The organism is Salinisphaera sp. S4-8 (assembly GCF_040361235.1).
In the GTDB taxonomy this organism is placed as follows: domain Bacteria; phylum Pseudomonadota; class Gammaproteobacteria; order Nevskiales; family Salinisphaeraceae; genus Salinisphaera.
Genome location: NZ_APNF01000006.1, coordinates 14056 through 38013 on the forward strand (window position 1 = coordinate 14056; position 23958 = coordinate 38013).

Annotated in this window: 25 protein-coding genes and 1 other RNA gene; 9 read left to right on the forward strand and 17 right to left on the reverse strand. The window is 62.8% G+C overall.

The genetic code is table 11. The features are described from left to right. Window positions 1-174: 174 nt before the first annotated feature. Window positions 175-1872, forward strand: coding sequence for a class I adenylate-forming enzyme family protein (locus tag S4A8_RS10340; protein ID WP_353220088.1), 1698 nt, complete (start codon window positions 175-177; stop codon window positions 1870-1872). Window positions 1873-1932: 60 nt separating this feature from the next. Here the strand turns inward: S4A8_RS10340 and S4A8_RS10345 are convergent, their stop codons facing one another. After that, window positions 1933-2205, reverse strand: a complete 273-nt coding sequence (locus tag S4A8_RS10345) for a hypothetical protein (protein WP_353220089.1) — start codon at window positions 2203-2205, stop codon at window positions 1933-1935. Window positions 2206-2393: 188 nt separating this feature from the next. Between S4A8_RS10345 and S4A8_RS10350 the strand changes: the two genes are divergently transcribed. Then, complete coding sequence (locus S4A8_RS10350; protein ID WP_353220090.1) at window positions 2394-3626, forward strand: MFS transporter; 1233 nt, start codon at window positions 2394-2396, stop codon at window positions 3624-3626. Between the two features lie 34 nt (window positions 3627-3660). On the opposite strand, the gene S4A8_RS10355 is transcribed toward S4A8_RS10350, so the two are convergent. The 7 genes from S4A8_RS10355 to S4A8_RS10385 form a co-directional block, all read right to left on the reverse strand. Then, window positions 3661-4701, reverse strand: coding sequence for an ABC transporter ATP-binding protein (locus tag S4A8_RS10355; protein ID WP_353220091.1), 1041 nt, complete (start codon window positions 4699-4701; stop codon window positions 3661-3663). A gap of 15 nt (window positions 4702-4716) precedes the next feature. After that, a complete protein-coding gene (locus S4A8_RS10360; RefSeq protein ID WP_353220092.1) occupies window positions 4717-6225 on the reverse strand; it encodes an ABC transporter permease in 1509 nt (502 codons plus the stop codon). Beyond that, window positions 6222-7247, reverse strand: coding sequence for a substrate-binding domain-containing protein (locus S4A8_RS10365; protein ID WP_353220093.1), 1026 nt, complete (start codon window positions 7245-7247; stop codon window positions 6222-6224). The genes S4A8_RS10360 and S4A8_RS10365 overlap by 4 nt, the downstream gene beginning before the upstream one ends. A gap of 2 nt (window positions 7248-7249) precedes the next feature. Continuing rightward, window positions 7250-7942, reverse strand: a complete 693-nt coding sequence (locus tag S4A8_RS10370; protein WP_353220094.1) for a hypothetical protein — start codon at window positions 7940-7942, stop codon at window positions 7250-7252. Window positions 7943-8299: 357 nt separating this feature from the next. Then, entirely contained in the window at window positions 8300-8797 is a 498-nt protein-coding gene (locus S4A8_RS10375) for a hypothetical protein (protein WP_353176153.1), read from the reverse strand. Window positions 8798-8800: 3 nt separating this feature from the next. Further along, window positions 8801-9070, reverse strand: a complete 270-nt coding sequence (locus tag S4A8_RS10380) for an ElaB/YgaM/YqjD family protein (protein WP_353176152.1) — start codon at window positions 9068-9070, stop codon at window positions 8801-8803. A 67-nt stretch (window positions 9071-9137) separates the two neighbouring features. After that, on the reverse strand, window positions 9138-9947 hold the full coding sequence (locus S4A8_RS10385) for a TatD family hydrolase (protein ID WP_353220095.1): 810 nt from the start codon (window positions 9945-9947) through the stop codon (window positions 9138-9140). A 228-nt stretch (window positions 9948-10175) separates the two neighbouring features. Between S4A8_RS10385 and S4A8_RS10390 the strand changes: the two genes are divergently transcribed. The 4 genes from S4A8_RS10390 (at window position 10176) to S4A8_RS10405 (ending at window position 13980) form a co-directional block, all read left to right on the forward strand. Further along, a complete protein-coding gene (locus S4A8_RS10390) occupies window positions 10176-10844 on the forward strand; it encodes a TIGR04211 family SH3 domain-containing protein (RefSeq protein WP_353176148.1) in 669 nt (222 codons plus the stop codon). Window positions 10845-10945: 101 nt separating this feature from the next. Further along, on the forward strand, window positions 10946-12886 hold the full coding sequence (locus S4A8_RS10395; protein WP_353220096.1) for a cation:proton antiporter: 1941 nt from the start codon (window positions 10946-10948) through the stop codon (window positions 12884-12886). A gap of 6 nt (window positions 12887-12892) precedes the next feature. Then, entirely contained in the window at window positions 12893-13534 is a 642-nt protein-coding gene (locus tag S4A8_RS10400) for an alpha/beta hydrolase (RefSeq protein ID WP_353220097.1), read from the forward strand. Continuing rightward, on the forward strand, window positions 13534-13980 hold the full coding sequence (locus S4A8_RS10405; RefSeq protein ID WP_353176143.1) for a tellurite resistance TerB family protein: 447 nt from the start codon (window positions 13534-13536) through the stop codon (window positions 13978-13980). Before S4A8_RS10400 ends, S4A8_RS10405 begins: the two co-directional genes overlap by 1 nt. 765 nt (window positions 13981-14745) lie before the next feature. Here S4A8_RS10405 and S4A8_RS10410 read toward each other — a convergent pair. The 5 genes from S4A8_RS10410 to proC all read right to left on the reverse strand — a co-directional run bounded on the left by S4A8_RS10410 (window position 14746) and on the right by proC (window position 18353). Then, window positions 14746-15096, reverse strand: a complete 351-nt coding sequence (locus S4A8_RS10410) for a DUF4426 domain-containing protein (RefSeq protein ID WP_353220098.1) — start codon at window positions 15094-15096, stop codon at window positions 14746-14748. Window positions 15097-15173: 77 nt separating this feature from the next. After that, on the reverse strand, window positions 15174-15809 hold the full coding sequence (gene metW / locus S4A8_RS10415) for a methionine biosynthesis protein MetW (RefSeq protein ID WP_353220099.1): 636 nt from the start codon (window positions 15807-15809) through the stop codon (window positions 15174-15176). Continuing rightward, complete coding sequence (metX, locus tag S4A8_RS10420; protein WP_353176137.1) at window positions 15806-16957, reverse strand: homoserine O-succinyltransferase MetX; 1152 nt, start codon at window positions 16955-16957, stop codon at window positions 15806-15808. Before metX ends, metW begins: the two co-directional genes overlap by 4 nt. 4 nt (window positions 16958-16961) lie before the next feature. Beyond that, window positions 16962-17525, reverse strand: a complete 564-nt coding sequence (locus S4A8_RS10425; RefSeq protein WP_353220100.1) for a YggT family protein — start codon at window positions 17523-17525, stop codon at window positions 16962-16964. 3 nt (window positions 17526-17528) lie between these two features. Next, complete coding sequence (proC, locus tag S4A8_RS10430) at window positions 17529-18353, reverse strand: pyrroline-5-carboxylate reductase (protein ID WP_353220101.1); 825 nt, start codon at window positions 18351-18353, stop codon at window positions 17529-17531. A gap of 146 nt (window positions 18354-18499) precedes the next feature. Between proC and ilvA the strand changes: the two genes are divergently transcribed. Genes ilvA through S4A8_RS10445 form a run of 3 tightly spaced genes read left to right on the forward strand, consistent with a single transcriptional unit; the run spans window position 18500 to window position 22173 of the window. Next, window positions 18500-20077 (forward strand): threonine ammonia-lyase, biosynthetic, encoded by a 1578-nt coding sequence (gene ilvA / locus S4A8_RS10435; RefSeq protein ID WP_353176199.1) that lies wholly within the window; start codon window positions 18500-18502, stop codon window positions 20075-20077. 60 nt (window positions 20078-20137) lie between these two features. Beyond that, window positions 20138-21115 carry a cation diffusion facilitator family transporter gene (locus S4A8_RS10440; protein WP_353220102.1) on the forward strand — a complete coding sequence of 326 codons (978 nt, stop codon included), beginning with the start codon at window positions 20138-20140 and terminating at the stop codon, window positions 21113-21115. Continuing rightward, on the forward strand, window positions 21112-22173 hold the full coding sequence (locus tag S4A8_RS10445) for a glycosyltransferase family 9 protein (RefSeq protein ID WP_353220103.1): 1062 nt from the start codon (window positions 21112-21114) through the stop codon (window positions 22171-22173). The genes S4A8_RS10440 and S4A8_RS10445 overlap by 4 nt, the downstream gene beginning before the upstream one ends. Here S4A8_RS10445 and S4A8_RS10450 read toward each other — a convergent pair. The 4 genes from S4A8_RS10450 to ssrS form a co-directional block, all read right to left on the reverse strand. Beyond that, window positions 22170-22556: a nuclear transport factor 2 family protein gene (locus S4A8_RS10450; protein ID WP_353220104.1), complete on the reverse strand. Its 387-nt coding sequence runs from the start codon at window positions 22554-22556 to the stop codon at window positions 22170-22172. The genes S4A8_RS10445 and S4A8_RS10450 overlap by 4 nt on opposite strands. 51 nt (window positions 22557-22607) lie before the next feature. After that, window positions 22608-23084, reverse strand: a complete 477-nt coding sequence (locus S4A8_RS10455) for an EVE domain-containing protein (RefSeq protein ID WP_353220105.1) — start codon at window positions 23082-23084, stop codon at window positions 22608-22610. A 45-nt stretch (window positions 23085-23129) separates the two neighbouring features. Further along, window positions 23130-23726 carry a 5-formyltetrahydrofolate cyclo-ligase gene (locus tag S4A8_RS10460; RefSeq protein ID WP_353220106.1) on the reverse strand — a complete coding sequence of 199 codons (597 nt, stop codon included), beginning with the start codon at window positions 23724-23726 and terminating at the stop codon, window positions 23130-23132. Between the two features lie 42 nt (window positions 23727-23768). Further along, a non-coding RNA gene (gene ssrS, locus S4A8_RS10465) (6S RNA) lies at window positions 23769-23950 on the reverse strand. Window positions 23951-23958: the final 8 nt, after the last annotated feature.

The window sequence follows — 23958 nt, forward strand, 5'->3', positions numbered from 1 at the left end:
AACGTCCGCTTCTCGGAGCGCGAAGCGTCATGCGAGATGCAAAACGCCAGAGCGCTTGACGAGGCGCGCGCGACATCGAACACTCATAAAAAACCGGCGCGCTCTGGCCAATGCCCGATGTCCGTGTCGCGAACATAATAAAAACGGTGTTCATGAAACACCCTGGAGGAGACGATGGCCGTCCAAGCGAATGAATTCGCGAGCCGGACCGATGGTGGCGACGCGCTGCAGATGCCCACACTGGATACGCGCAGTCTGGCCCGGATTGTTCAAGCGCATGCGCGTGACGCCCCGCAGGCGCCCTGCATGGAATATCTGGGCGTATCCATCAGCTATGGTGCGCTCGATCGCTGGGCCAACCGTTTCGCACACGTACTTATCGAGCAGGGTGTGACGCGCGGCGATGTGATCGGTATCCATCTACCGAATACGCCGCAGTATGTCATCAGCCTGGTCGCGGCCTCCAAGCTCGGCTGTCCGGTGTCGGGCGTGTCGCCGCTACTCAGCGCGCCGGAGCTGGCCTACCAGGTGAGCGATGCGCATATTCGGGTGCTGGTTACGCTGGATCGGCTTTACGAGAGCGCACTCGCACCCAACGATGGGGCGCTGCACGATCTCAAGGCCGTGATCGTATGCTCGCCGATCGACTTTTTGCCGGCATGGAAGAAAACGCTCGCCCATCTGCTGGGCAAGGTGGAGAAATTCACGCTGCCCAAAACACGCCAGCTTCCCCTGGTCGCGTTCTGGCCAGCGGTCAAGACCGCCAGCGACGAAGCGGTGGTCAGCGATATCGGCTTGAACGATGTGGTTTTCATTCAGTACACCGGGGGCACAACGGGACGCCCGAAAGGCGCCGCCCTCACGCTTGCCAACGTGCAGGCCAATGCTGCCCAGACCGAGCGTCTGGTCGATTACGAATTGGGCGCGGAAACCTTCGCCTCCGTGTTTCCGTATTTTCATGTCGCCGGGCTCGGCGTATGCCTGACCGGGCTCCGCCAGCGGGCACGGCTGATCGTGGTGCCCGACCCGCGCGATCTGAAATCCTTCTGTCAGGCGATGCAGAGTTATCCGCCGACGTTGTTTGGGAATGTACCCACGCTTTATCAGATGCTGCTGAACGAGCCGGCGTTTGCCGACGTGGATTTTTCGCATCTGAAGATTGCGCTGTCCGGCGCCGGGCCAATGCCGCCCGAGCTTATTCCGCGAATCGAGGCGATCGTCGGTGAAGGGCGCTTTTGCGAGGTCTATGGCCTGACCGAAACCAGCCCCGTACTGACGATGAATCCGCTCGGTCGGGCCAGGCCAGGTACGGTGGGCCTGCCGGTGGTGGGTACCGATATTCGTATCGTGGATGCGCAAACCGGTCGCGAACCCATGGCAACCGACGAGCCGGGCGAGTTGATCGCCCATGGGCCGCAGGTCTTTGATGGCTATCTGGGTCTGCCCGAGGAAACAGCGCGGGCCCTGCGCGAATACGACGGCAAGACCTTTTTCTATACCGGCGATATCGCGCGTATGGATGCCGATGGCTATATCACCATCTGCGATCGCAGCAAGGACATGCTCATCGTCGGCGGCTACAAGGTGTTCTCGGTCGAGGTCGAGAACGTACTCAAGGGCTTGCCGGAAATCGAGCTGGCAGCGGTGATCGGCAGTGCCGACGCGCAACGCCCCGGCAACGATATCGTCAACCTGTATGTCCAGTTATCCGAAACCGGGCAGGCGCAGCCGGTGGCCGATGTGAAAGCCAGGATCATGGCGTATTGTCGTGAACACCTGGCCGCCTACAAGGTGCCCAAGGCCATTCATATCGTCGCCCAGATTCCGCTGACGCCGGTCGGCAAGCTCGACAAGAAAGCGTTGCGACATTGAGTGGCTGCGCCATGGCCACCGGGCATGACGGTTTGGTCATGCCCGGCTGCAAGGCACGGCTTATTTGCCGGCGCTCTCACGCATCTTGGCGACCTTGTCGAGGATGTCTTCATTGACATCCGCACATTGCTTGAGCGGTGTCTTTTCACCGCATTCGATCAGCAGATCGAGCGTGTTCCCGTTGGCGTCGTTGACCTTGAAATGAATCGACGGCGACGCCGGCGGCATGATCACGTCTGCCTTGCCATGGTGCGGCGGATGATCGGAACCGCCACAGGCGGCAAGCACTGTAGTGGTTGCCAGCAGGGCGATAGTCAAGCTCGTTTTCTTCATCGTGTTTTCTCGCGTGAGGTAAGGGCGATCGCGCTGTCGAGTATCCGCGTTTGCAAGCGCGCTGTCATTTCAGTCATCGCGCGACAGCCGTCACGAGTCGCGGTCGTAACGCCTGAAGTGGGCGAATTTATATATGAATTACAGTGCCATAGTCGAATGTCATTTTGTTTTACATTAACTGATGAACGGTGCCATTCGCAGCCGTTTTCATTCGCGCGGGCGGTGAACCGGTGAATACGCGCTCGGTCTTGCTGATTGCCAGTGGCGTATCGGTCACGCTTGTCACCGTGGCATTGGCGCGGTTGTCGTTCGGCCTGATTCTGCCGGCCATGCGTGAATCGCTGGCGTTGAGTAATACGCAGGCCGGGCATCTGGGCACCGCAACGGCGCTCGGCTATCTGGCGCTGGTGATGGTCGCGGGCGCACTTGCCGCGCGCCACGGGGCGCGTCGATCGATCCTGTTGGGGCTGGTCTTCGTGATCGTCGGTTTCTCGGGGCTGAGTGCGGCCAGCGACTATGCCACGCTGCTGGCCCTGATGGCGTTGCTGGGTATGGGCACCGCCTTTGCCTATACGCCGCTGATTTCGCTGATGGGGGCCTGGTTTCCCGCCCGCCGCGGGTTGGTGATCGGCCTGCTCAACAGCGGGGTCGGTACGGGACTGATGTGCGCCGGCTGGATCGTGCCCTATCTCAACCAGCTCGATGCCGACGACGGCTGGCGCCATGTGTGGCTGCTGTTTGCCGGTGTAGGCGTGGTTTCGCTACTGGCCACGCTGGTATTCGTGCACGACCCGCCGCGGCGCCAGCCCACGGGCAATACCCTGAGCGTGAGCGAGCGCCGCCGTGCGCGACGGGCGGTTTTTCGTCACCCCTATGTCGTGATCGTCGGGCTGATCTACGGCATCGTTGGCATGACCTATATCGTGCAGGCCATCTTCATGTACAGCTATGCGCTGGCCGCGGATATTGACGACGATGTCGCCGGGGCGCTGGCGTCGTTCATGGGAATGCTGGGTATTCTGTTCGGCCCGCTCTGGGGCAATCTGTCCGATCGGCTCGGGCGCGCCCAGAGCCTGACGCTGGCCATGAGCCTGGCGTTCGTGAGCACCGTGTTGCCGGTGTTATCGCCTTCGTTGTTCGGCTTCGCCGCCCATTACGTGATTCTGGGTGCGGCCGTGACCGGCATGTTCACCTCGTCGCTGGCGGCCTCGACGGAACGGGTGAATATCGATCAGGCACCGCTGGCGGTGAGTTATGTCACCGTATTCTTTGCCGCCGGCCAGCTGATCGGGCCGACCGTTGCCGGCTGGTTGATCGGTCCGGCGGATGCGTTTCGCCTGACCTTTGGCGTGAGTGCGGCCCTGACGCTGCTCGGCGCGCTCCTGGGCGCGGTATTGATTAAACTATCGAAACGCGATTAAAAACGCGATATAAGTTATTGTTTGTTAATTCAGTTTATGCCGGTTCAGCGCGCGCTTCGCGTGCCGAGCGCTCGAACAGAGCCAGCGCATGGCCGGCACAGATGCGCATGTCGACCGACTCGCCATCCTCGAAGCGATCTTCGTGGTTGGTGCGTACGAGCAGTTGCTCGCCTTGCTTGAGGCGAACGCCATGCAGTCGGGTTTCGCCTTCGTAGCGGCTCCATTCAATACGACTGTTGCCGTCAGTTGTACGACGAAGTGCGAGATCGTCCGGGCGTACCAGTACATCCACGCGATCACCGTGGCCGTAATGGGCGTCATCCAGCGGTGTGTCGCCAAGATCCGTATGCACGCGGTCGGCCTCGATCCAGCCGGGCACGAAGGCGGCATCGCCGAGAAAACGGGCAACGAACCGGGTCGCGGGTTTGCGAAAACACACATCGGCCCGGTCGAGCTGTTCGAGCCGGCCGGCGCGCATCACGCCCATGCGATCGCCGACCGACAGCGCTTCGGTCTGATCGTGGGTGACCCAGATCGCCGGTACGCGCGCGGCCTTCAGGGCCTGGCGAATCTGCCAGCGCAGTTCGGCCTTGAGTGCGGCGTCGAGGCTGGCCAGCGGTTCGTCGAGCAACAGCACCGACGGCGCATGGGCCAGGGCGCGGGCCAGGGCCACGCGCTGTTTCTGGCCGCCGGAGAGCGTATCGGGCATGGCATGACGATGCTTTTCCATGCCCAGCGTGTGCAGCCAATGGCGGGCCGGCGCGCGGTCCTTCAGGCGAAAGGCGATATTGTCTTCAACGTTGAGATGCGGAAACAGCGCGAAATCCTGAAACACCAGGCCGACGCCGCGTTTTTCCGGCGGTACCTGGCGTTTTGCATCGATACGGTGGGCGCCGATACGGATCTCGCCCGCGGACGGGGCGATCAGGCCCGCGACGGCGCGTAGCACGCTGGTCTTGCCACACCCGGTCGGTCCGACCAGGGTTACGATTTCGTCGTCCGCGAGTGCCAGACTGAAGTCTTCGACCGCCGGGGCATTGTCATAACGGATCGACAGATTGTCGATTTCTAGCATGGGCTGTTGTCCTGTCTACACACCGAGGGTGCGCTGACGGCGTGCCTCGCCGGAAAGCATAAGTACGAGCGCAATTGCCGATACGGCGATCAACGCCAGGGCGGGCAACGCGCCGCGCCCGAGGTAACCGGCTTCGTAGACACGCCAGAGATAGGTGGCAAGGGTATCGAATTCGTTCGGCCGAAGCAGCAGGGTCGCCGGCAATTCGCGCATGGCTTCCAGAAATACCAGCGCGGCCCCGGCCACGATGCCGGGCAGAATCAGCGGCAGGCTGACCCGCCTGAAAGCCTCGGCCGGTGTTGCGCCGAGGCTGCGTGCGGCACCGATCAGACTCGATTCCACGCGCTCGGTGCTGGAGCGCACGCTGCCCACGGCCAGCGGCAGAAAACGCAGGGTGAGTGCGGCGACCATCAGCGCCAGCGTCTGGTAGAGCACGGGTACACGCAGGCCCAGATAGACGAGTGCCGTGCCCATGACGATGCCGGGAATACCGAAACCCAGATAGCTGGCGCGCTCACACAACTTGCCGAACCAGCCCGTGCTTGCCGCATAGGCCAGCGGCAAGGCCACGGTGACCGCCGCACCGGCAACCAGAAGCGCGGCGTAGGCGGAATTGAGGGCATAGCCGAGTTCGAAGCCGGCGCCGCCTTCACGTATCAGCCAGAGCAGGAATATTCCGATCGGCAGGACCAACGCGGCCGCGAGCACCGCGACCGCGAGCAGCGTGGCCGCTACGCGCAGCGGCCAGCCCAGCGTCAAACGCAGCACGCGCCCCGGGCGTTCGCGGCGTACGCGAATACGCGCTTCCAGCACCAGCACGCAGACCACCAGGGCCAGCAGCTGCAACGACATCAACGCCGCACGATCCAGGCCGAAGGCGTTGTATTCGACATAGATCATGCGGGTGAAGGTATCCAGGTGCATGATCTCCGGGGTCGCGAAATCCGACAGGGTATACAGCGCGACCAATAGCGCGCCGGCGGCGATACCGTTGGCGGCGCGTGGCAGCACGATACGCAGTAGTGCGGCCGGCAATGGCAGTCCGAGCGTGCGCGCGGCATCGACGACGTTGGCATCCAGTGTCTGCAGCGCAGCGCGCGTGGCAAGGAACACGAACGGATAGGTATAGAGCGTCATCACCAGCGTCGCGCCGATCAGCCCCTCGGCGCGCGGGGTGGCGATGCCGATGAGCGCGTCGATTTCGCCACCCTGGCCGAAGGCAGCAAAGAAGGCGAATGCGCCCAGATAGCTGGGCACGGCCAGTGGTGCGGCGAGCAGGGCCACCCATAGCCGGCGCAGCGGCATGGCCGTATAAGTAGTCACGATCGCCAGCGGCACGCCGATGATCACAGCACCGGCGACCGTGAGCAGGCCAAGCAGGCCGGTGTTGATCAGGATTTCGATACTGCGCCCGTCGAATAGCACATCGGCATTCAGGCTCATGAATACCAGTACGACGACGGGGGCGAGCGCGGCCGCCGCGATGACGGCGGCAGCCAGCCACAGCAGCGGCACGCGCTTCATAGCACGCGCGTTTCGCGCAGCAAATCCAGGGTCGGCTGTAAATCGCTCAGGCGGGTGAGATCGATTTCGGGCGGATGGATCTTGCCCGGCAGGCCGGCCGGCGGCGCCACATCAGCGGCCATGGGAATCTCGTAGGCCTGGCTGGCCAGAAAGGACTGCACCTCGCGACTGAGCAGATAACGCAGGAAATTGCGCGCCAGCGGATTGTCGTCGAGCAACAGTACGCCGGAGGAATTGACCAGGCTGCCGGCATCATTCTGCGTAAGCGCCAGGGCCACATTGGCATCGGGCTGGCCTTTTTTCAGCCGCAGGGTGTAATAGTGATTGGCAAAGCCGACGTCCACTTCGCCCCGGGCGACCGCCATGACTACGCCCAGTTCGCCGGCATAGCTCTTGGCCTGGCGTTTGACGCCCAGCAGCCATTCGCGTGTGCGATCTTCGCCTTCAAGCAGGCGCATGGCGGTTACGAACGACTGAAACGCCCCATAGGCCGGCGCCCAGCCGATCTTCAGGTCGGTATCGGCGAAGTCCATGATGTGCGAAGGCAGCTGCGCTGGATCGATTCGCGTAGGGTTGTACGGCACGGTACGCAGGCGGCCCGAGATCGCGGCCCACTGGTCGTAGCGAAAATCGGGCTTGATGTGCTGCTGGATCGCGCCGGGTATGGGCGTGGTCTTCGCGTGCGCGGCCACTGCGCCCAGCGAACTCGCATCGATCGACCAGAACAGATCGGCGCGTCGCACGCCCGCCTTGGATTCGGCGATCAGCGTGTTGGCCAGGGCCGCCGAGGGCGCACGCCGGATCTTGAGATCGAGGTCCGGGTTGCGCTTGCGAATGGCGGCGACGATATCGTCATAGAGTCCGCCTTCACCGCGCCCCAGATACACCGTCAGCGAGCCCGACAGCGGCGGCAGGTCGTCGGCCGACTCGGCCGCAGCCGTCGTTTCTGCCGCCCACAACGGGGTTACCGGGCCGAGCAGGCCAAGTGCCAACGCACTTTTGAGCAGGCTGCGACGATCCATGGCTAGAACACCGACGGTTTGTTATCGGCCGCTTCGTCGAGAATGGTCTGGGCGCGGTCGAGCTTGGCCTGCATGGATTCCACCGCCGAGGCCAGTTTATTGGGCGAAGCGGATTTTTCCATCAGCAGCGGCAGGGTGGCATTGAAGTCTTTTTCGAGGTCGGTCACGAGATCGGCATCGCTTTCGATCAGGGTTCCTTCGATACCTTCAAAGCGTTCCATATAGGTCTGATGGAGAAGCGTATTTGCGGCTTCGACATCACCCGAACGATAGCGTTCCACCACCGTATCGAGATTGCGTTTGATAATATCGATGGTCGAGGCATCGGCCGGTTCCGCGGGTTTGGGGGTCGGTGCCGCGGCACCTTGTGCGGCCACCAGCTTCAAGGCGCCAACGCCTTCGTGCAGGGCATGATCGAAACGCGCCTGCCAGGATTGGACCTCGGCGGTGGCATCCGGTTCGTCCACGGCTTCGCGCAGCCCGCCCAGCGCGGTCCAGATCGGCGGGTAGAGCACCATCGCATGGGTTTCGACCGCTTCGTGGAATTCGACGTTCTCCCAGGTATCGACCAGCTCGTCGACCCGTTCGCCGACCGAATCGCCTTTGTCGTAATCGGCGACGATCGCGGCCACGGTATCGGTCATGTCCGCGATTTCATTTTCGTAGTCGCCGATATGTTCGCCGACCTCGGCCACGCTGGGGGCATCGTCGCCGTGGGCAGATACGGTTTGAGCAAACAGGAGCGCCGCGCCAATTAGCGCGCAACGGGGGAGAATCGAGACAGGCTTCATCGTAAATACGCCAACACGGAATGAATGAACGGCTAAAAACTAACTGATAATCATTCCTATTCCAAGCCCGAAGGATTGAAGGGCAATGGTGTACTCCATGCAACTCAGGCCGGGCGACGCAGGTCGGGCCGAACAAACCGATAAGCCCAGCGACGCGTTACGCCATCGCGCGCGATCTGGTGCGCGCGGGTTTTAGGGTTCGCTTCGTAGACCGGCGCCGCCGACATGCCGCCTTTCGACATGCCCGCGGCGCCATTTCGGTTAGCTATCAGTCATGCGCTCGAACATCTGCATGGCCTTACGGGTGAAGATCGGCCCGGCTGCACCGGCGATCAGCGCGCGCGCACGCGGACTTGCGGCCAGTACCACGCCGGCGGTCAGCGCCCCGGCGATCGCCACGCCACTGTTGCGCTTGGCCCAGTCGGTTGCCTGGTTACCGAGAATCGGGCGTAGCTGCTGTTCGATCGCGTTGTCGGCGTAAGCGTTCACCGGCTTGTTCGCGCTTGCCTTGGCTGGGGCCTGCTTCTGGGCCGGCGTGCTGCGTCTGGACAGCAATACCACGATCAGCAACAGCACGACGATGCCGATCAGCCCGCCGCCGGCAAGCAGCAGTGCCTCGACCTGCGTGTAATGCGTGGCCAGCCATAGATAAACGCCGGCGGTACACAGCAGCAAGCCGCTGAACACCAGCAGCATCAGCAGCCAGAGCACGACATTCAGGCTGAGTACCTGAATGATCTTTTCTTTAACGGTGCCCATGGCCTAGCGGCCGATCAGCTTGCCCAGAACGAGGCCGATACCGAAAGCGGCGAGCACGCTGGTGAACGGGCGGGCTTCGATTTCGCTGCCCACGTCCTGGGCATGACGGCCGGCTTCGCGGCGTAATTCGTCGTATTTGCCGCGGGCGGCATCGAGGCCGGCCTGGGCGTGATTCTCGCCAGAGGCACGGTAGCTTTTCGCGAGCGCGGCCAGGTCGTTACGCAGTTGTTCGATGTCTTTTTTAAGGGTTTCGGTTTCGGCGCTCTGGCTCATGAGAATCTCTGGATTCGAAAGTGGTGAAACCAGCATAACGGCTTTCACCCCCTTGCGACTATCCGTACTACTGCCCCTGCGCGTCCGAGCCCTCGATCGCGAAAAAACGGCCCGCGTTTGCATGGGTGAGTGCCGCGACCTGCGCTACCGACTGGCCACGCGCGGCCGCGACGGTTTCGGCCACCCACGGCAGGTTGGCCGGTTCGTTGCGCCGCGTTTTGGGTTTGGGCCGGATCGTGCGCGGCATGAGATAGGGACAATCGGTTTCGATCATCAGGCGGTCGTCGGGGATACGCGCCACATTGGCGTAGAGATCACGCCCGCGGCGTTCATCGCATATCCAGCCGGTGACCCCGATATAACAGCCGGCGTCGAGATAGGCATCGAGTGCCTGAGCACTGTCGGTAAAGCAGTGCACCACCGCCCGCGTGAGATGGGGTAAATGCTCGCGCAGAATGGGCAGAAAGCGCGCATGGGCGTCGCGCTGGTGCAGAAAGACCGGCAGGCCGTGATCGCAAGCCACGGCCAGCTGGGCCGCAAAAACGCGTTCCTGTGCATCGCGCGGGGCGATATCACGAAAGAAATCCAGCCCGGTTTCGCCGATGGCGACCAGTCGCTGGGCGCTCGCGCTGTCGCGCATGAGTTGTTCGTGGGCCGGGCTCCAGTCCAGGGCATGATGCGGATGCAGCCCGGCCGTGGCGAAGCACTGGCCGGGATAGCGCCCGGCCAGATCAACCGCGGCCTGACTGCTGTCCAGATCGCTGCCGGTGATCACGAGCCGGCGTACGCCCGCCGCCTCGGCGCGTGCCAGCACGTCGTCCAGATCATCGGCAAAGCTTTCATGCGCGAGGTTCGCGCCGATATCGGTCAGTTCCATGGTCGCGCCGCTGCTGATAAACCGGCGTAGTCTAACGAGCGGGCAGCCATAATGCAGTCGCAGGCGGGGCAGTTTCGCGCCATTGGCGACACCCGCTTAAAAAGAGCGTCGAAGCGCGGCACGGGTTTGCTACACTCGGGCGCTGGCCGACCGCCGTGGTGCTTAGCGCCACGCGGATTGCGTGCCGACGCTCGAACGACTGAAACCTGAATCGAAGAAAGGCCTCTCATGCGTTATCAATCCGGGCTGCTCGCCGGCCTTGTCGGGATCATGCTGTTCAGCAGCGTTGCCACTGCCGCCACGCGTTATGTCAGCGACGAGTTGTCGATCAACATGCGTCGTGGCCCGGGCACGGGCTATCGCATCAGCGAACTGGTGGAAGCCGGCGATCGCTTGACCACGCTCTCCGAGGCGAATGGTTGGACCCAGGTACGGACTGCCGATGGCACCACCGGTTATGTGCTGACCCGGTTTTTGTCCGATCAGCCGGCCGCGCGCACGCGCATCGCCTCGATGCAGGCCCAGGTCGAGAAGTTCAAGCAGGAAAACGAGCAGCTCAAGGAGCAGCTCTCCGAAGTTCGCAGCGGCTCGGAAGAGCTGACCGAGACCAAGACGAACCTGCAGAACGAGAATCAGGAGCTGTCCCAGCGCCTGCAGCAGCTGCGCGAAACGTCGGCCGATGCGGTACGCATCAGCAACGAAAACGAGAAATACCGCGAAGAGCTGTTGTCGATGCGTAGCGACAACGAGCGTCTGCGCCACGAAAACGCGGCCCTGCAAAGCCGGCGCGATGGCATGAAGATCGGCGCGCTGATTCTCATCGGCGGCGTGATTATCGGGCTGGTACTGCCGCTGTTCCGGCGTCGGCGCAAGGGCAGCAGCTGGGATTCGCTCTGAGCGCGGCCACTGCCCGTACGTTGCCATTGTGGGCCGGCCGCGTGCCGGCTATGGTTACCCGTGTTTCCGATGCGCGCCCCGCGTCGCCTAGCGAACGCTGAATGGAACATCATCTTTCCCTGATCCTGATTTCGATTGTCGCCCTGGGCGTGTTCTCGCAGTGGATCGCCTGGTGGCTGCGCATGCCGGCGATCGTGCTGTTTCTGGTCAGTGGCGTGTTGGCGGGGCCGGTCTTCGGTGTGGTGAATCCCTCCGAGGATATTGGCGATGTCTTGTCGCCGATGGTCGGGCTGGCGGTCGCGGTCATCCTGTTCGAGGGCGGGCTGAGCCTGCGCCTGCACGAGTTCAAGGAGGCCGCGTCGGGCGTGAAACGCCTGGTTTCAGTGGGCGCGGTGCTTTCCTGGGCGCTGTATACGGCAGCCGCCTACTATATCGGCCAGCTGTCGATCGCGGTGTCACTGCTGTTCGGCGCGATTTTGATCGTGACCGGGCCGACCGTGATCATTCCCATGCTGCGCCAGGCCGGGCTCAACCGGCGCACGGCCTCCTATCTGAAATGGGAAGGCATCATCAACGATCCGATCGGCGCGTTGCTGGCGGTGTTGGTGTTTCAGTATTTCGTGTTCGCCGGGGCCGATGCCGCCGACGGCGCGCAGGTATTCGTAGACCTGGGCTGGGCGATTCTGATCTCGTTCCTGCTCGGCGGGGGCGTCGCGCTGGCGCTGGGTTGGGCGTTCAATCACACCTGGGTGCCGGAATATCTCAAGGCGCCGCTGACCTTCGCCTTCGTGCTCGTGATATATGGCGTAGCCAGCGAGTTCTTTGCCGAAGCCGGCCTGCTGGCGGTGACGGTCATGGGCATGGTAATGGGCAATCTCTCGATTGCCGGCATGGCGGAGCTGCGCCGATTCAAGGAATACATCACCATTTTGCTGGTGTCGACCGTGTTCATCGTGCTCACGGCCGATCTCGACCCGAACGTGTTGCTGCATCTGGACTGGCATGCGGCCGCGCTCGTGTTCGCCGTGGTGTTCGTCGTGCGGCCGGTGGCCATATTGCTGGCGACCGCGTTCACCGACATGAACTGGCGCGACCGCACCCTGGTGGCATGGATTGCGCCGCGCGGCATCGTGGCGGCCGCCGTGGCGGGTGTGTTCGGCCCGCGCATGGTCGAGGCCGGCTATGGCGGCGCCGAGCAGCTGTTGCCGCTGATTTTCGCCATCGTCTTTTCGACCGTTATTCTGCACGGCTTCTCGATTGGGCGCGTATCGCGCTGGCTGCGTCTGTCGGCCGAGCCCAATGGTGTGCTTATCGTCGGCGCCTCGCCCTGGTCGACCGAGCTCGCGCGAGCGCTCACCAACGAGCTCAATGTGCAGGTGCTGCTGGTGGATTCATCCTGGCATCGTCTGCGTACCGCGCGTCTGGCGGGCGTGCGCGTGCTCTACGGCGAGGTGCTGTCGGACCAGATCCAGCAATCGCTGGAACTCAACGAAATATCCTGCCTGCTGGCTGCCACCAGCAACGATGCCTATAACGCACTGGTGTGTTCGCATTTCGTGACCAGCCTCGAGCACGATCGCGTATTCCAGCTGCCGATGTATGCCGCCGACGAGGACAACGAGTCCAAGGTCGTGGCCCGTCCGTTGCGTGGGCGTCCGGCTTTTCACGAGAACGCCCAGTACGAAGAACTCTGGCGCAAGCATTTCCAGAGCTGGCAGTTCTACAAGACGCGCCTGACCGATACCTATACGCGCGAGGATTTTCGGCGCGATTGTCCGGCCGATGCGGTGATTATTGCCACGCTCTATGCCGATAGCACGGTGCTGTTTCATGCCGCGGGCGGCACACCGCGCCCGGAAGAGGGCGATACGGTGATCTACTACGCGCCCAAGAAAAGCAGCAGCGAACGCCGGCGCGCACGTGCCGAACGCGCCGAGGCGGCGAGCGAACGCGTGGCCGCGGCCCAGAATGCCGAGAACCCGAGCACGGGCGGCATCCCGGACTCCGGCTCGAACCTGCCTGATCCATCCGACAAAGCCTAGAAAACCATGCTCGAATGGCCTGAAGCCGGCGAAAGCGCCAGCGGACAGATCGACGGCCCGGCCGGCGAACTGCAGATCGATATCGATACGCCCGAGGAGGGCGCGCGGGGTATCGTGGTGATCTGTCATCCGCATCCGCAGCATGGCGGCACCAAGGACAATAAGGTGGTGTTCATGATCGCGCGCGCCGCGGTCATGGCCGGGCTTGCCGCGATCCGCTTCAACTTTCGCGGTGTCGGCGCGAGCCAGGGCAGCTACGATGCCGGCGTCGGCGAGGTCGACGATGCGGCCGCAGTGCGCGACTGGGCGCTGGCCGCTTCCGACTTGCCGCTGGCCGCACTCACCGGGTTTTCGTTCGGTTCGGCGGTCGCACTACGGCTGGCCGATCGCGACGCGCCGCCGAGCCTGGTGACGGTCGGCTTTCCGTCGACCTATTTCGACGGTGCGCTGCCCCGTCCGCAAACCGACTGGCTCGCCGTGTTCGGCGATGCCGACGATGTGATCGATGTCGATGCGTCGATCGCGGCGGTACGTGAACTCGAGCCGCCGGTCGATGTCCAGATTCTCGAAGGGGCCGGGCACTTCCTGCATGGCCGGCTTACCGATCTGAGAAAACGCGTGGTCGCGCATCTGAAAGAGAGTCTGTAATGGGGTTGTTTGAACGATTGAGCCAGGCGCTCAATCCGCAGGTCGACGAACCGCGCGATATCGAGCGCGCCCAGCGCATCGCCGCAGCCGTACTGCTGCTGGAGATGGCCCATGCCGACCATCGCCACGACGAGGTCGAATACGCCGAGATACGTCGTCAGTTGCAAAGTCACTTCGGCCTCGATGCGGGGGAAACCGAAGAACTCATGGCCGCGGCCGCGCCCAAGGCGCAGCAATCGGTATCGCTGTACAAATACCTCAAGACCCTCAATGACGGCCTCGATGAGGGCGAAAAACGCCAGGTCCTGGAAATGCTGTGGCGCGTGGCCTATGCCGACCGCCATATCGATGCCCATGAAGAGCATCTGCTACGCGAACTTTCCGAACTGCTATACCTGCCGCACGAGCAGTTCATTCGCGCCAAGCTCGCGGTGACCGGCGCGTAGCCGGATCCATCGCACCACGGTCGGGCTACTAAGCTTTGCTTACTCGGATCGATCCAACAGGGCATTCGCCTGGGCGCTACCGGATGCGCCAAGGAACGCAAACATGGTCGCCGGCTTCGAAAACGCGGCGGTCGCCAGGCGCCGTGCAACGGCCGCGTCCGGTGTTTGGCTGCAACTGAGCGCCAGAAGACACAAGTACGTAGCGTTTGGTCACGTACCAAGGGCGCGTTTGATCGTATCCAAGCGGTTTGATTATTTAGTACAGGGCCCAGCTTGCGGCGTGAACAGCAGGCCACCCGGGCGTGGCGCGATCTGATTTTCGCCTTGTTCGCGTGGCTTTGCGTTCATTCGCGGACAACCTGCCTGCTTGAACGGCGCGGACCGACTTTTTCCGCAGCGCATACGCATCAGTGGTCGCCCGTCCTTTCGGGGTTTGTCTTGACGAGGCAAACCCTCCGCAGATCAACGCAGATTCACGCGGATACCGTGGTACGTTGCAGGCGTTGCAGGCGTTGCGGGCTCGAGGCGCGAGCCGGCCGCGAAGTCGCTCGAAGAACTACCAGCGAAGGCTTTACGCGCTTCGACAGCGGTTGGTATTTGCCTCGAACCACCGATCCCGGCCCTGAAATCCATTGCTCTGGTGTCTTATTCGCGTTTCCTCGCGTTCATTTGCGGACAACCTGCTTGCTTGAGCACGGCCCGCTATGTTTTCTGCACCATCAACAATGGTCGTGGGCATGCCGTGGTACCAGCAGCAACCAGCGCTTAGCGGGTAAAGAACGTCTGGTTGAAGCGGACCGGGATGGTGGCGCGGCCATCTACGGCCTGCACGTTCAGATCGAAGGTCAGTGTCTGATCATCCTTGATTGCCACCGGCGCCAGCGAGTACACGCTGTTCGCACTCTCCACACGCTTGAACGAAAGCGTTTTTCGTTCGCCCATGAGCGAACGTGCGCTGCCGGTGACGTTCGCCGGCACCGCATTCAGGGGCGCATCGCCGGTGGGTTTTTGCAGCGTGATCATTACGATCGCGGTATCGCCGTCGCGCTCGATATCGTTGGCGTCGGCCACGGCCTGCGGGATCTGCAAGCTGTTCACGGCGCTGTAATGCAGCACATAGTCGCCGCTGTTGATACTGCCACCGGCGACTGCCGGCAGGGCGATCCACAGCAGGGCGAAAAATGCGAGCGCGATCAGCGCGTGGCGTGATGGCGTAGCTGGTAGAGGGCGATTTCGCCGAGCAGGTTGGGAAAGGTGCGCATGCCGATATTGCTGCGATGCGCATGATTGACCACGTGCCTGCGTACGATGTCCACCTGTTTTTGCCGACATAAGGTTTCGAAATCCCGCACGGTGCAAAGATGGATGTTGGGGGTATCGTACCATCGGTTCGGCAAGGAACCGGAGACCGGCATCAGCCCGCGCAGGCCCAGCGATATACGCGGTTTCCAGTGGCCGAAGTTGGGAAAGGTCACGATCGAGTCACGCCCGATACGCAGCATTTCGTCGATGAGCTCGTCGGGCCGGCGCACTTCCTGGAGCGCGCTGCTCATGACCACGAAATCGAAGCTGTTGTCCTCGAACTGTTCCAGGCCGGCATCGAGATCGAGCTGGAGCACGTTCACGCCGGCAGCCACGCATTCGATGACGTTGTCGGCATCGATTTCCAGGCCGTAACCGCTGACCTGCTTGTGGCCCTGCAGATGGGCCAGCAGCGCGCCGTCGCCGCAGCCCAGATCGAGCACGCGCGCGCCGGGGGTGATCCAGTTCGAGATCAGCGCCAGATCGTCGCGCAGGCCATCATGGCTGTTCGTGGCTTGCGTATTCATGCGCCGATCTCGCGTGCGGCGCGATCGAGATAGGCGCGCAGCGTATTTACGTAGTGCGGCATGGTTAGCAGAAAATCGTCGTGGCCGAGATCGGACGTCACCTCGGCGTAGGAGACCTGCTTGCCGGCATCGACCAGCGCATCCACGATCTCGCGCGAGCGCGCCGGCGCGAAACGCCAGTCCGAAGTGAACGAAATCACCATGAAACGTGCGGTTACCGGGGCGAAGGCCTTGGCCAGATCTCCGCCGTGTGTATGGGCCGGATCGAAATAATCCAGCGCCTTGGTCATCAGCAGATAGGTGTTGGCGTCGAAACGATCCACGAACGACGCGCCCTGATAACGCAGATAGGATTCGACCTGGAACTCCACGTCGAAGCCGTAGGAAATCCGCCCGTCGCGCAGGTCGCGGCCGAACTTGGCGCGCATGGCTTCGTCGGAGAGATAGGTGATATGGCCGAGCATGCGTGCAAGCATCAAGCCGCGCCGGGGGACCACGTTGTGTTCGTAGTAGCGCCCGCCGTGGAATTCCGGATCGGTCACGATGGCCTGACGGGCGATTTCGTTGAAGGCGATGTTCTGGGCCGATAGCTTGGGTGCGGCAGCAATGACCACCGCATGGCGCAGCCGATTCGGGAAGTCGATCGCCCACTGCATGACCTGCATGCCGCCGAGGCTGCCGCCAATGACCGCACACCACTGCTCGATACCCAGCGCCGCACGCAGGATGTCCTGCGAGCGCACCCAGTCGGCGACGGTCACCACGGGGAAATCCGGGCCGTAGTGGCGCCCGGTGTCCGGATGCAAGCTGCCCGGCCCGGTGGAGCCGTTGTAGCCGCCCAGGTTCGCCGGGCACACCACGAAGAAACGATCGGTATCGATCATCTTGCCGGGGCCTATGCATTTGTCCCACCAGCCCGGCTTGGGGTCCTGCTCGCTGTGGTAGCCGGCCGCGTGATGATTGCCCGATAGGGCGTGGCAGATCAGCACCGCGTTCGAGGCATCGGCATTGAGCGTGCCGTAGGTTTCGTAAACCAGATCGAAGTGGGTCAGCTGCTTGCCGCAATCCAGGCGCATGGGGCCTTCGACGTGCAGGGTCTGCGGCGCAACGAGACCCACCGATGCCGGCGTGTGGGCGTGGCTGGTCATATCGCTAACGGAACAGGCCCGGCAGCGGCAGCAGGCGGCTGATGACCTGCAAACCGATGATCAGCACCAGCGGCGACAGATCGAGCCCGCCGACCATAGGCACGATATTGCGCACCGGGCGCAGCAGCGGTTCGTTGATCGTCCACAGAATCGCCGTGGCCGGCGAATACTGGCCGGGCGATATCCACGACATCAGCGCCTGGATGAGGATGGTGAAGAAATAGAAATTGCAGACCAGCACCGCGGCCTTGAGCACGGACCACCACAGGGCGAGCACGGGCTGGGGGCCGAATTGGGGCGCGGCCAGGGCGAGATCGATCTCGATATTGATGAAGCAAAGGATCACCGCGAAGACCAGCGCGGGGATGTCCAGATTGCGCCAGCGCGGGATGAGCTTGCCGATCAGGCCTACCGGCATGCGCGTGGCCTGCCAGACGAACTGCGAAATGGGGTTGCGAAAGTCCGCATGCACCCACTGCAGCAGCACGCGCATGAGCACGACCACGATATACAGCGCAAAGACCGTATCGACGAGAAACAGCAGGGCGTCGTTGGCGTTGTTGAGCATCGGCTACTTATCGAGCAGTTCGGTGGCAAGACGGTCGGCACGACTGGCCGCGGCCTGCATGGCCCGGCCCACGAGTGCGTTCAGATCGCCCTCGGCATACTGTTCGAGCGCGGCGGCGGTGGTGCCGCCCGGCGAAGTGACTTTTTCGCGCAAGGTGGCCGGGTCGTCGCCGGATTCGATTGCCATGCGCGCGGCGCCGAGTGCGGTATGCAGTACCAGCTCGCGGGCGGTAGCTTCATCCAGGCCGAGTTCGATTGCGCCCGCCTGCATGGCTTCCATGAAGGCAAAGAAATAGGCCGGGCCACTGCCGGAGGTGGCAGTGACCGCATCGAGTAGCGATTCGTCGTTGACCCAGGCAGTCACGCCGGCGGTTTCGAGGATGGCGTCGGCGAGTTTGCGCTGCTCATCGCTCACGCCGTCGTCGGCATACAGGCCGGTCGCGCCCGCGCCGATCAGCGATGGCGTATTGGGCATGCAGCGAACATAGGCATGATCCGCGCCCAGCCATTCGCGCAGCCCGGCGATCGGTACGCCCGCAGCGATCGACACGAACAGCGGCTTGTGATCGCCCAGCGGTTCGACCAGGCCTTGCGCGACTTCACGTAGCATCTGCGGCTTGACCGCGAGCACGATCACATCCGCCTTGAGGGTTTGCGCATCCGCCTGGGCGACGGTGTTCACGCCGTAGTCTTTGGCGAGCTGTTCGCCCTTGGCCTCATCCGGCTCGATGACGGTAATACGATCGCCGGCCCAATCGGCGTTGCGCAGGCCGCTGATCAGGCTGGTGGCCATGTTGCCGCCGCCTACAAAAACAATGCTGGTGTCCATTTCGACCCCGGTCGACAAACTGGGCGCATGATACGCGATGGCGTGTGCCTGTCGCGAGCCGATATCGGTAGCCTGGATACGCCTCGACGATGGTCTGCAAGCACGCAAGGGTTTAGCATTGACGCTTGTTCTAACCCATGCGACCCATGAACAGCAGCCTGAAACAGACCGCCGAATCGTCGACCGCGCCGGCCGTGGATATCGGCGATGCCGATTATCTCAAGCGCATCAACACCGCGCGTGTCTACGATGTGGCGATCGAATCGCCGTTGATGCAGGCCCGCCAGCTGAGTGAGCGTATCGGTAACGCGCTCTATCTCAAGCGCGAAGATCTGCAACCGGTGCATTCGTTCAAGTTGCGCGGCGCTTACAACAAAATTTCCCAGCTCACGCCCGAAGAGCGTGAGCGCGGCGTGATCTGCGCATCGGCCGGCAACCATGCCCAGGGCGTGGCGCTGTCCGGGCGCAATATGGGTATTCGCGCAGTGATCGTCATGCCGCGCACCACGCCCGAGATCAAGGTCCGGGCGGTGGCCGGTTTTGGCGGCGAGATCGTGCTCCACGGCGACAGCTACGATGAAGCCGCGGCCCACGCGGCCGAATTGCAGGCACGCGATGGGCTGGTCTATATCCATCCCTACGACGATCCGGACGTCATCGCCGGCCAGGGCACGATCGGTATGGAGATCGTGCGTCAGCATCCGCAGGATATTCATGCGGTGTTCGTGTGTGTCGGTGGCGGCGGGCTGCTGGCCGGCGTGGCCGCCTATATCAAGAGCGTACGCCCCGAGATCCGCGTGATCGGCGTGGAGCCCGAAGATGCCGCGAGCATGGGCGCGGCTTTGCGTGCGGGCGAGCGGGTGATGCTGCCGGAAGTCGGGCTGTTTGCCGATGGCGTGGCCGTCAAGCAGGCCGGCAAGGAACCGTTTCGGCTGTGCAGCAAGCATGTCGACGCGATGATGACCGTCAGCGTGGATGAAATCTGTGCCGCGGTGCGCGATATCTATGAAGACACCCGCGCGCTGGCCGAGCCGGCCGGGGCGCTGGCCGTGGCGGGTGCGAAGAAATACGTCGCCGAAACCGGTATCGAAAACCAGGATCTGGTGGCGATCACGTCGGGGGCGAACGTCAATTTCGACCGGCTGAGCTATATCGCCGAACGCGCGGAACTGGGCGAACGCCGCGAAGCGCTGCTGGCGGTGACCATTCCGGAACGCCCCGGCTCGTTTCGCCAGTTCTGTATGCGTATTGGCGATCGCTCGATCAGCGAATTCAGCTACCGCTATGCGGATGCCGAGCGTGCCCAGGTGTTCTGTGGCGTCAAGCTCACCAACGGCGTAGCCGAGCGCGATGCGTTGATCGCCGATCTCGAAGCCGATGGCTACGAGGTGGTGGATATGAGCCGCAACGAAATGGCCAAGCTGCATGTGCGCCATATGGTCGGCGGCCGGGCGCGTGGTGCCGGTGACGAAGTGCTGTTCCGGGTGGAATTCCCCGAGCGCCCGGGCGCATTGTTGAAATTCCTCAACAGCGTGGGCGATCGCTGGAACATCTCGCTGTTTCACTATCGCAACCACGGTCATGCCCACGGGCTCGTGCTGGTGGGCATGCAGGTCGGGCCCGATCAGCAGGCCGACTGCCGCGCCACGCTGGATGCGCTGGGTTACGACTACGCCGAGGAAAGTCAGAACCCGGCCTACCAGCTGTTTCTGCACTCGCACTGATCGATCGTTCAAGCCGTCGCCCGTGTGGGCGGCGGCCGTTTGTCTCTCAGGGATAACGCCATGGCCTCGGGTTCGAAGACCGTCATCATCGCCGCGCTCACCGGCAATCTGCTGATTGCGGTGACCAAGTTCGTCGCCGCGGCCTTCACTGGCAGTGCCGCGATGATGGCCGAAGGCATTCACTCGACCGTGGACACGGGCAATCAGGGGCTGCTGCTCTATGGCATGAAGCGGGCCAAACGCCCGCCGGATACGAAATTTCCGTTTGGCTATGGCAAGGAAATCTATTTCTGGAGCTTCATGGTCGCGGTGCTCATCTTCGCGGTGGGTTCCGGCATTTCGATTTACGAAGGCGTGAATCGCCTGCTGCACCCGCATCCGGTCGAAAGCCCGCTGATCAACTACATCGTGCTCGGCCTGGCGATGCTTTTCGAAGGTGCGGCGTGGTTTGTCGCGGCCAAGGAATTCAACCGGGTGAAGGGCAAGTGGGGCGTGTTCGAGGCCGTGCGCCGCGGCAAGGACCCGGGCGCATTCCTGGTGCTGTTCGAAGACAGTGCCGCCATGCTCGGCCTGGTGGTGGCTTTCGCGGCGCTGCTGGCCGGCCAGCTCACCGGTATCGAGATCTTCGACGGCATCGCCTCGATCTGTATCGGCATTATCCTCGCGATCACGGCCGTATGGCTGGCGATCGAAACCAAGGGCCTGCTGATTGGCGAAGCGGCCAATCAGCACGTGGTCCGCGATATTCGCGACGTGGTGTCCACCCACGACGCCGTTGCCCGGGTCAACGAAGTGCTGACCATGCATGTCGGGCCGAATTTCATTCTCGTCAATATCAGTGTGCGCTTTGCCGGCGGCCTGACCGGCGAGCAGATCCAGACCGAGATCGAGCGCATGGATCGCGATATCAAGGCACGCTGCGAAAACGTCAAACGGATATTTATCGAAGCCGAGCGCTCGGCCGACCGGCCGTCGCCGGGCGATGACAAGCGCGCAAACGATAGCGGCGAGCCGGACGACGCCAAACCTGCGCAATGACCGGCGGGCGGCAGGACGCAATACCGCGCCGAGTCTGTATTCTGCGGCTGTCGGCACTCGGCGACTGCGCCAACGTCGTACCCGCGATCCGGACCCTGCAGGCGGCGCGCCCCGATATCCAGATCAGCTGGATCATCAACAAGGCCGAAGCCGGACTGTTGGCCGATATCCCCGGTGTGGATTGTCTGGTCTATGACAAACGCGGTGGGCGTGCGGCGATTGTCGATCTCAAGCGCCAACTCGCCGGTCGCCATTTCGATGCGCTGTTGAATATGCATGCCAGCTGGCGGGCCAATCGCATCAGTCTGCTGGTCAAGGCTAACCGGCGTATTGGCTTCGATGCCCGCCGCGCGCGCGACGCCCAGCGCCTGTTCGTGCGCGAACGTATCCCCGCCGTGGAAAGCCGACATGTCGTCGACGGCTTTCTCGCCTTTGCCGGCATGCTGGGTGCGACCGAGCCGGTCATGGATTGGCGTGTGCCAATCGCCGAGGCCGATCGTGCGCGGGCGGGCGAACTGCTCGGCGACGATGCCCGCGAAATTCTGTTCATCAGCCCCTGTTCGAGTCATACGCGCCGCAACTGGGTGGCCGATCGCTACGCCGCGGTCGCCGACTACGCAGCGCGCGAGTATGGGCTCCGAGTTGTCTTGGTCGGTGGGCCGAGTGACCTCGAACGTCAGATGGGCGCCGATATCGAGACGGCGATGACAACGCCGGCCACCAACCTGATCGGCCAGACCAACCTCAAACAGCTGATCGCCCTGTTCGAGCGCGGCCGGATACTGGTCACCCCTGATTCCGGCCCGGCGCATATGGCCAACGCCACCGACATCACTACGATTTCGCTGCATGCCGCGACCGACCCACGCCGCAGCGGCGCCTACCGCTCACGCGAATTCTGTGTCGACTATTTCGCCGAAGCCGCAGCCCGCTATCGCAACGCCACGCCCGATACCCTCAAATGGGGCACCCGTATCGAGGACGACGCAGGTGTTATGGCGCTAATTCCGGTGGGAGCAGTGACCGAGCGGGTCGATCAGGCCGTGGCTACGCGCTAGCCGCGCTGCAGCATGGCCGCCATCTTCTGATGGATGAGGTTGACGGCCTTCAGCGGTCGTAGCATGACCTTGAATTCGGTGATCTTGCCGGCGTCGTTCCAGCGGATCATATCCACGCCGTTGACCTGGATACCGTCCAGTTCCACCTCGAATTCGAGGATGGCGTTGTTGTCGTCTTTCACCTGACGCACGTAGTGGAAATCGTCGGTGACGAATACCTGTAGTGCTGCGCTGAGGTACTGCACCGTGACGGCCTTGCCGGTTTGCGGCGTGTGGACGACGGGCGAGTAGAACACGGCGTTTTCATCAACCAGCGCATCCAGTCCTTCGGGGCTACGGCGTTCGACGAGTTCGTGCCACGCGGCAATCGGATCTTGGGGCATGAATCGGGCCTCTTTAAGTTGGGGCGCAGGACGACGTGCGCAGGGAATGGGCTATTTCGGTGCGTTGTGTTCCAGGCCGAGGATGAAATCCCAGTGCTCTTTATCCACCGGCATGACTGATAAACGGTTGCCCTTGCGCACCAGCGGGAAATCGCCGAGTTCGTCGGCATGATCCTTGATTTCGGCCAGGGAAATCACGCGTTCGAGTTCGCGCTCGAAGGTGACGTCAACGCGATACCAGCGCGGCTTTGCCGGATCGGATTTGGGGTCGTAGTGGGCATCCTTCGGGTCGAAGGCCGTGTCGTCGGGATAGCCGGCCCGCGAGATACGCATGATGCCGACCACGCCGGGCACCTTGGTGTTGGAGTGGTAGAAGAAAGCCAGATCGCCTTCCGACATGTCGTCGCGCATGAAGTTGCGCGCCTGATAGTTGCGGACGCCGTCCCAGCCTTCGGTCTGGTTCTTGCGCTGTTGTAGATCCTGAATACTGAACTCGTCGGGTTCGGATTTCATCAGCCAATAACGCATGCGTAGCCAGTCCTTTAAAACGTATTGAGTGCGTTGCGCCCGAGTTTACCGCAGTGACCCGGGGCAGGTCGCGCGCCGGTAAATGGCGGCATCGCTGGCCACTGCATCCAGAGGAATGTCCCAAGCGCGGGTGGCGATGCGGTCGACGCGCTGCACGTCGAAGGCCAGGCCCAGCAGCCAGGGGCCGCGAAAACCGCGATTGCGCTTGGCCGCGAGTGTGCGGTCGTAAAAGCCGCCACCCATGCCGATACGGCGCGCGGCGGCATCGAACGCGGCCAGGGGCATGATGAGCAGATCGAGCGCGGCTACGGGCCGGGCATGGCGCTGGGTGGGCTCGACGATACCCAGCGCGCTGCGGCGCTGACGAAACTCCGCACCGTCGATGGCGATGAACTCCAGCTGCTGGCCGGCGACACGCGGCAATAAAGCCTGCTGATGTGCCTGAAAATAGGGCAGCAGCTGCCGCGGATCGGCTTCGTGGCGCATGGGCCAGTACAGGCCGATACGGCGCGCACGACGGAACACGGGCAGCCGTGCAATGCGTTGGCAGGCCTGGCGGCTGGCCCTACGGGCTTGCTGGGGGGCGAGGCGGCGGCGCGCGCGAAGCGCGGCGCGGCGCTGGTCGTCGATGGAAACGCTCATGGCGTGACAGCATCCACGACTGGCAGAGAAAACGAAAGGGCCGACACTCCCGCCTGTGCCGTCGACCGTCCACTATCCTTGAGACGAATGCTCAAGTGGGGCGTTCCACGCCGCATTAGGTTTCCCGCAGCAAGGCGGGCGTACTCACCTGCGACGTTTCCCACCCCGGTTTAGGTACTTAGGCTCAAGGGGAACCGGGAGGTCGTCGAACACCGCAGGAGTGCCGGCAAGA

Bases quoted from the DNA above. Each gene is read 5' to 3' on its own strand.
- S4A8_RS10340 (WP_353220088.1), top strand. From the start codon at position 175: ATGGCCGTCCAAGCGAATGAATTCGCGAGCCGGACCGATGGTGGCGAC.
- S4A8_RS10345 (WP_353220089.1), bottom strand. From the start codon at position 2,205: ATGAAGAAAACGAGCTTGACTATCGCCCTGCTGGCAACCACTACAGTG.
- S4A8_RS10355 (WP_353220091.1), bottom strand. From the start codon at position 4,701: ATGCTAGAAATCGACAATCTGTCGATCCGTTATGACAATGCCCCGGCG.
- S4A8_RS10360 (WP_353220092.1), bottom strand. From the start codon at position 6,225: ATGAAGCGCGTGCCGCTGCTGTGGCTGGCTGCCGCCGTCATCGCGGCG.
- S4A8_RS10365 (WP_353220093.1), bottom strand. From the start codon at position 7,247: ATGGATCGTCGCAGCCTGCTCAAAAGTGCGTTGGCACTTGGCCTGCTC.
- S4A8_RS10375 (WP_353176153.1), bottom strand. From the start codon at position 8,797: ATGGGCACCGTTAAAGAAAAGATCATTCAGGTACTCAGCCTGAATGTC.
- S4A8_RS10380 (WP_353176152.1), bottom strand. From the start codon at position 9,070: ATGAGCCAGAGCGCCGAAACCGAAACCCTTAAAAAAGACATCGAACAA.
- S4A8_RS10385 (WP_353220095.1), bottom strand. From the start codon at position 9,947: ATGGAACTGACCGATATCGGCGCGAACCTCGCGCATGAAAGCTTTGCC.
- S4A8_RS10390 (WP_353176148.1), top strand. From the start codon at position 10,176: ATGCGTTATCAATCCGGGCTGCTCGCCGGCCTTGTCGGGATCATGCTG.
- S4A8_RS10395 (WP_353220096.1), top strand. From the start codon at position 10,946: ATGGAACATCATCTTTCCCTGATCCTGATTTCGATTGTCGCCCTGGGC.
- S4A8_RS10400 (WP_353220097.1), top strand. From the start codon at position 12,893: ATGCTCGAATGGCCTGAAGCCGGCGAAAGCGCCAGCGGACAGATCGAC.
- S4A8_RS10405 (WP_353176143.1), top strand. From the start codon at position 13,534: ATGGGGTTGTTTGAACGATTGAGCCAGGCGCTCAATCCGCAGGTCGAC.
- metW (WP_353220099.1), bottom strand. From the start codon at position 15,809: ATGAATACGCAAGCCACGAACAGCCATGATGGCCTGCGCGACGATCTG.
- metX (WP_353176137.1), bottom strand. From the start codon at position 16,957: ATGACCAGCCACGCCCACACGCCGGCATCGGTGGGTCTCGTTGCGCCG.
- S4A8_RS10425 (WP_353220100.1), bottom strand. From the start codon at position 17,525: ATGCTCAACAACGCCAACGACGCCCTGCTGTTTCTCGTCGATACGGTC.
- proC (WP_353220101.1), bottom strand. From the start codon at position 18,353: ATGGACACCAGCATTGTTTTTGTAGGCGGCGGCAACATGGCCACCAGC.
- ilvA (WP_353176199.1), top strand. From the start codon at position 18,500: ATGAACAGCAGCCTGAAACAGACCGCCGAATCGTCGACCGCGCCGGCC.
- S4A8_RS10440 (WP_353220102.1), top strand. From the start codon at position 20,138: ATGGCCTCGGGTTCGAAGACCGTCATCATCGCCGCGCTCACCGGCAAT.
- S4A8_RS10445 (WP_353220103.1), top strand. From the start codon at position 21,112: ATGACCGGCGGGCGGCAGGACGCAATACCGCGCCGAGTCTGTATTCTG.
- S4A8_RS10450 (WP_353220104.1), bottom strand. From the start codon at position 22,556: ATGCCCCAAGATCCGATTGCCGCGTGGCACGAACTCGTCGAACGCCGT.
- S4A8_RS10455 (WP_353220105.1), bottom strand. From the start codon at position 23,084: ATGCGTTATTGGCTGATGAAATCCGAACCCGACGAGTTCAGTATTCAG.
- S4A8_RS10460 (WP_353220106.1), bottom strand. From the start codon at position 23,726: ATGAGCGTTTCCATCGACGACCAGCGCCGCGCCGCGCTTCGCGCGCGC.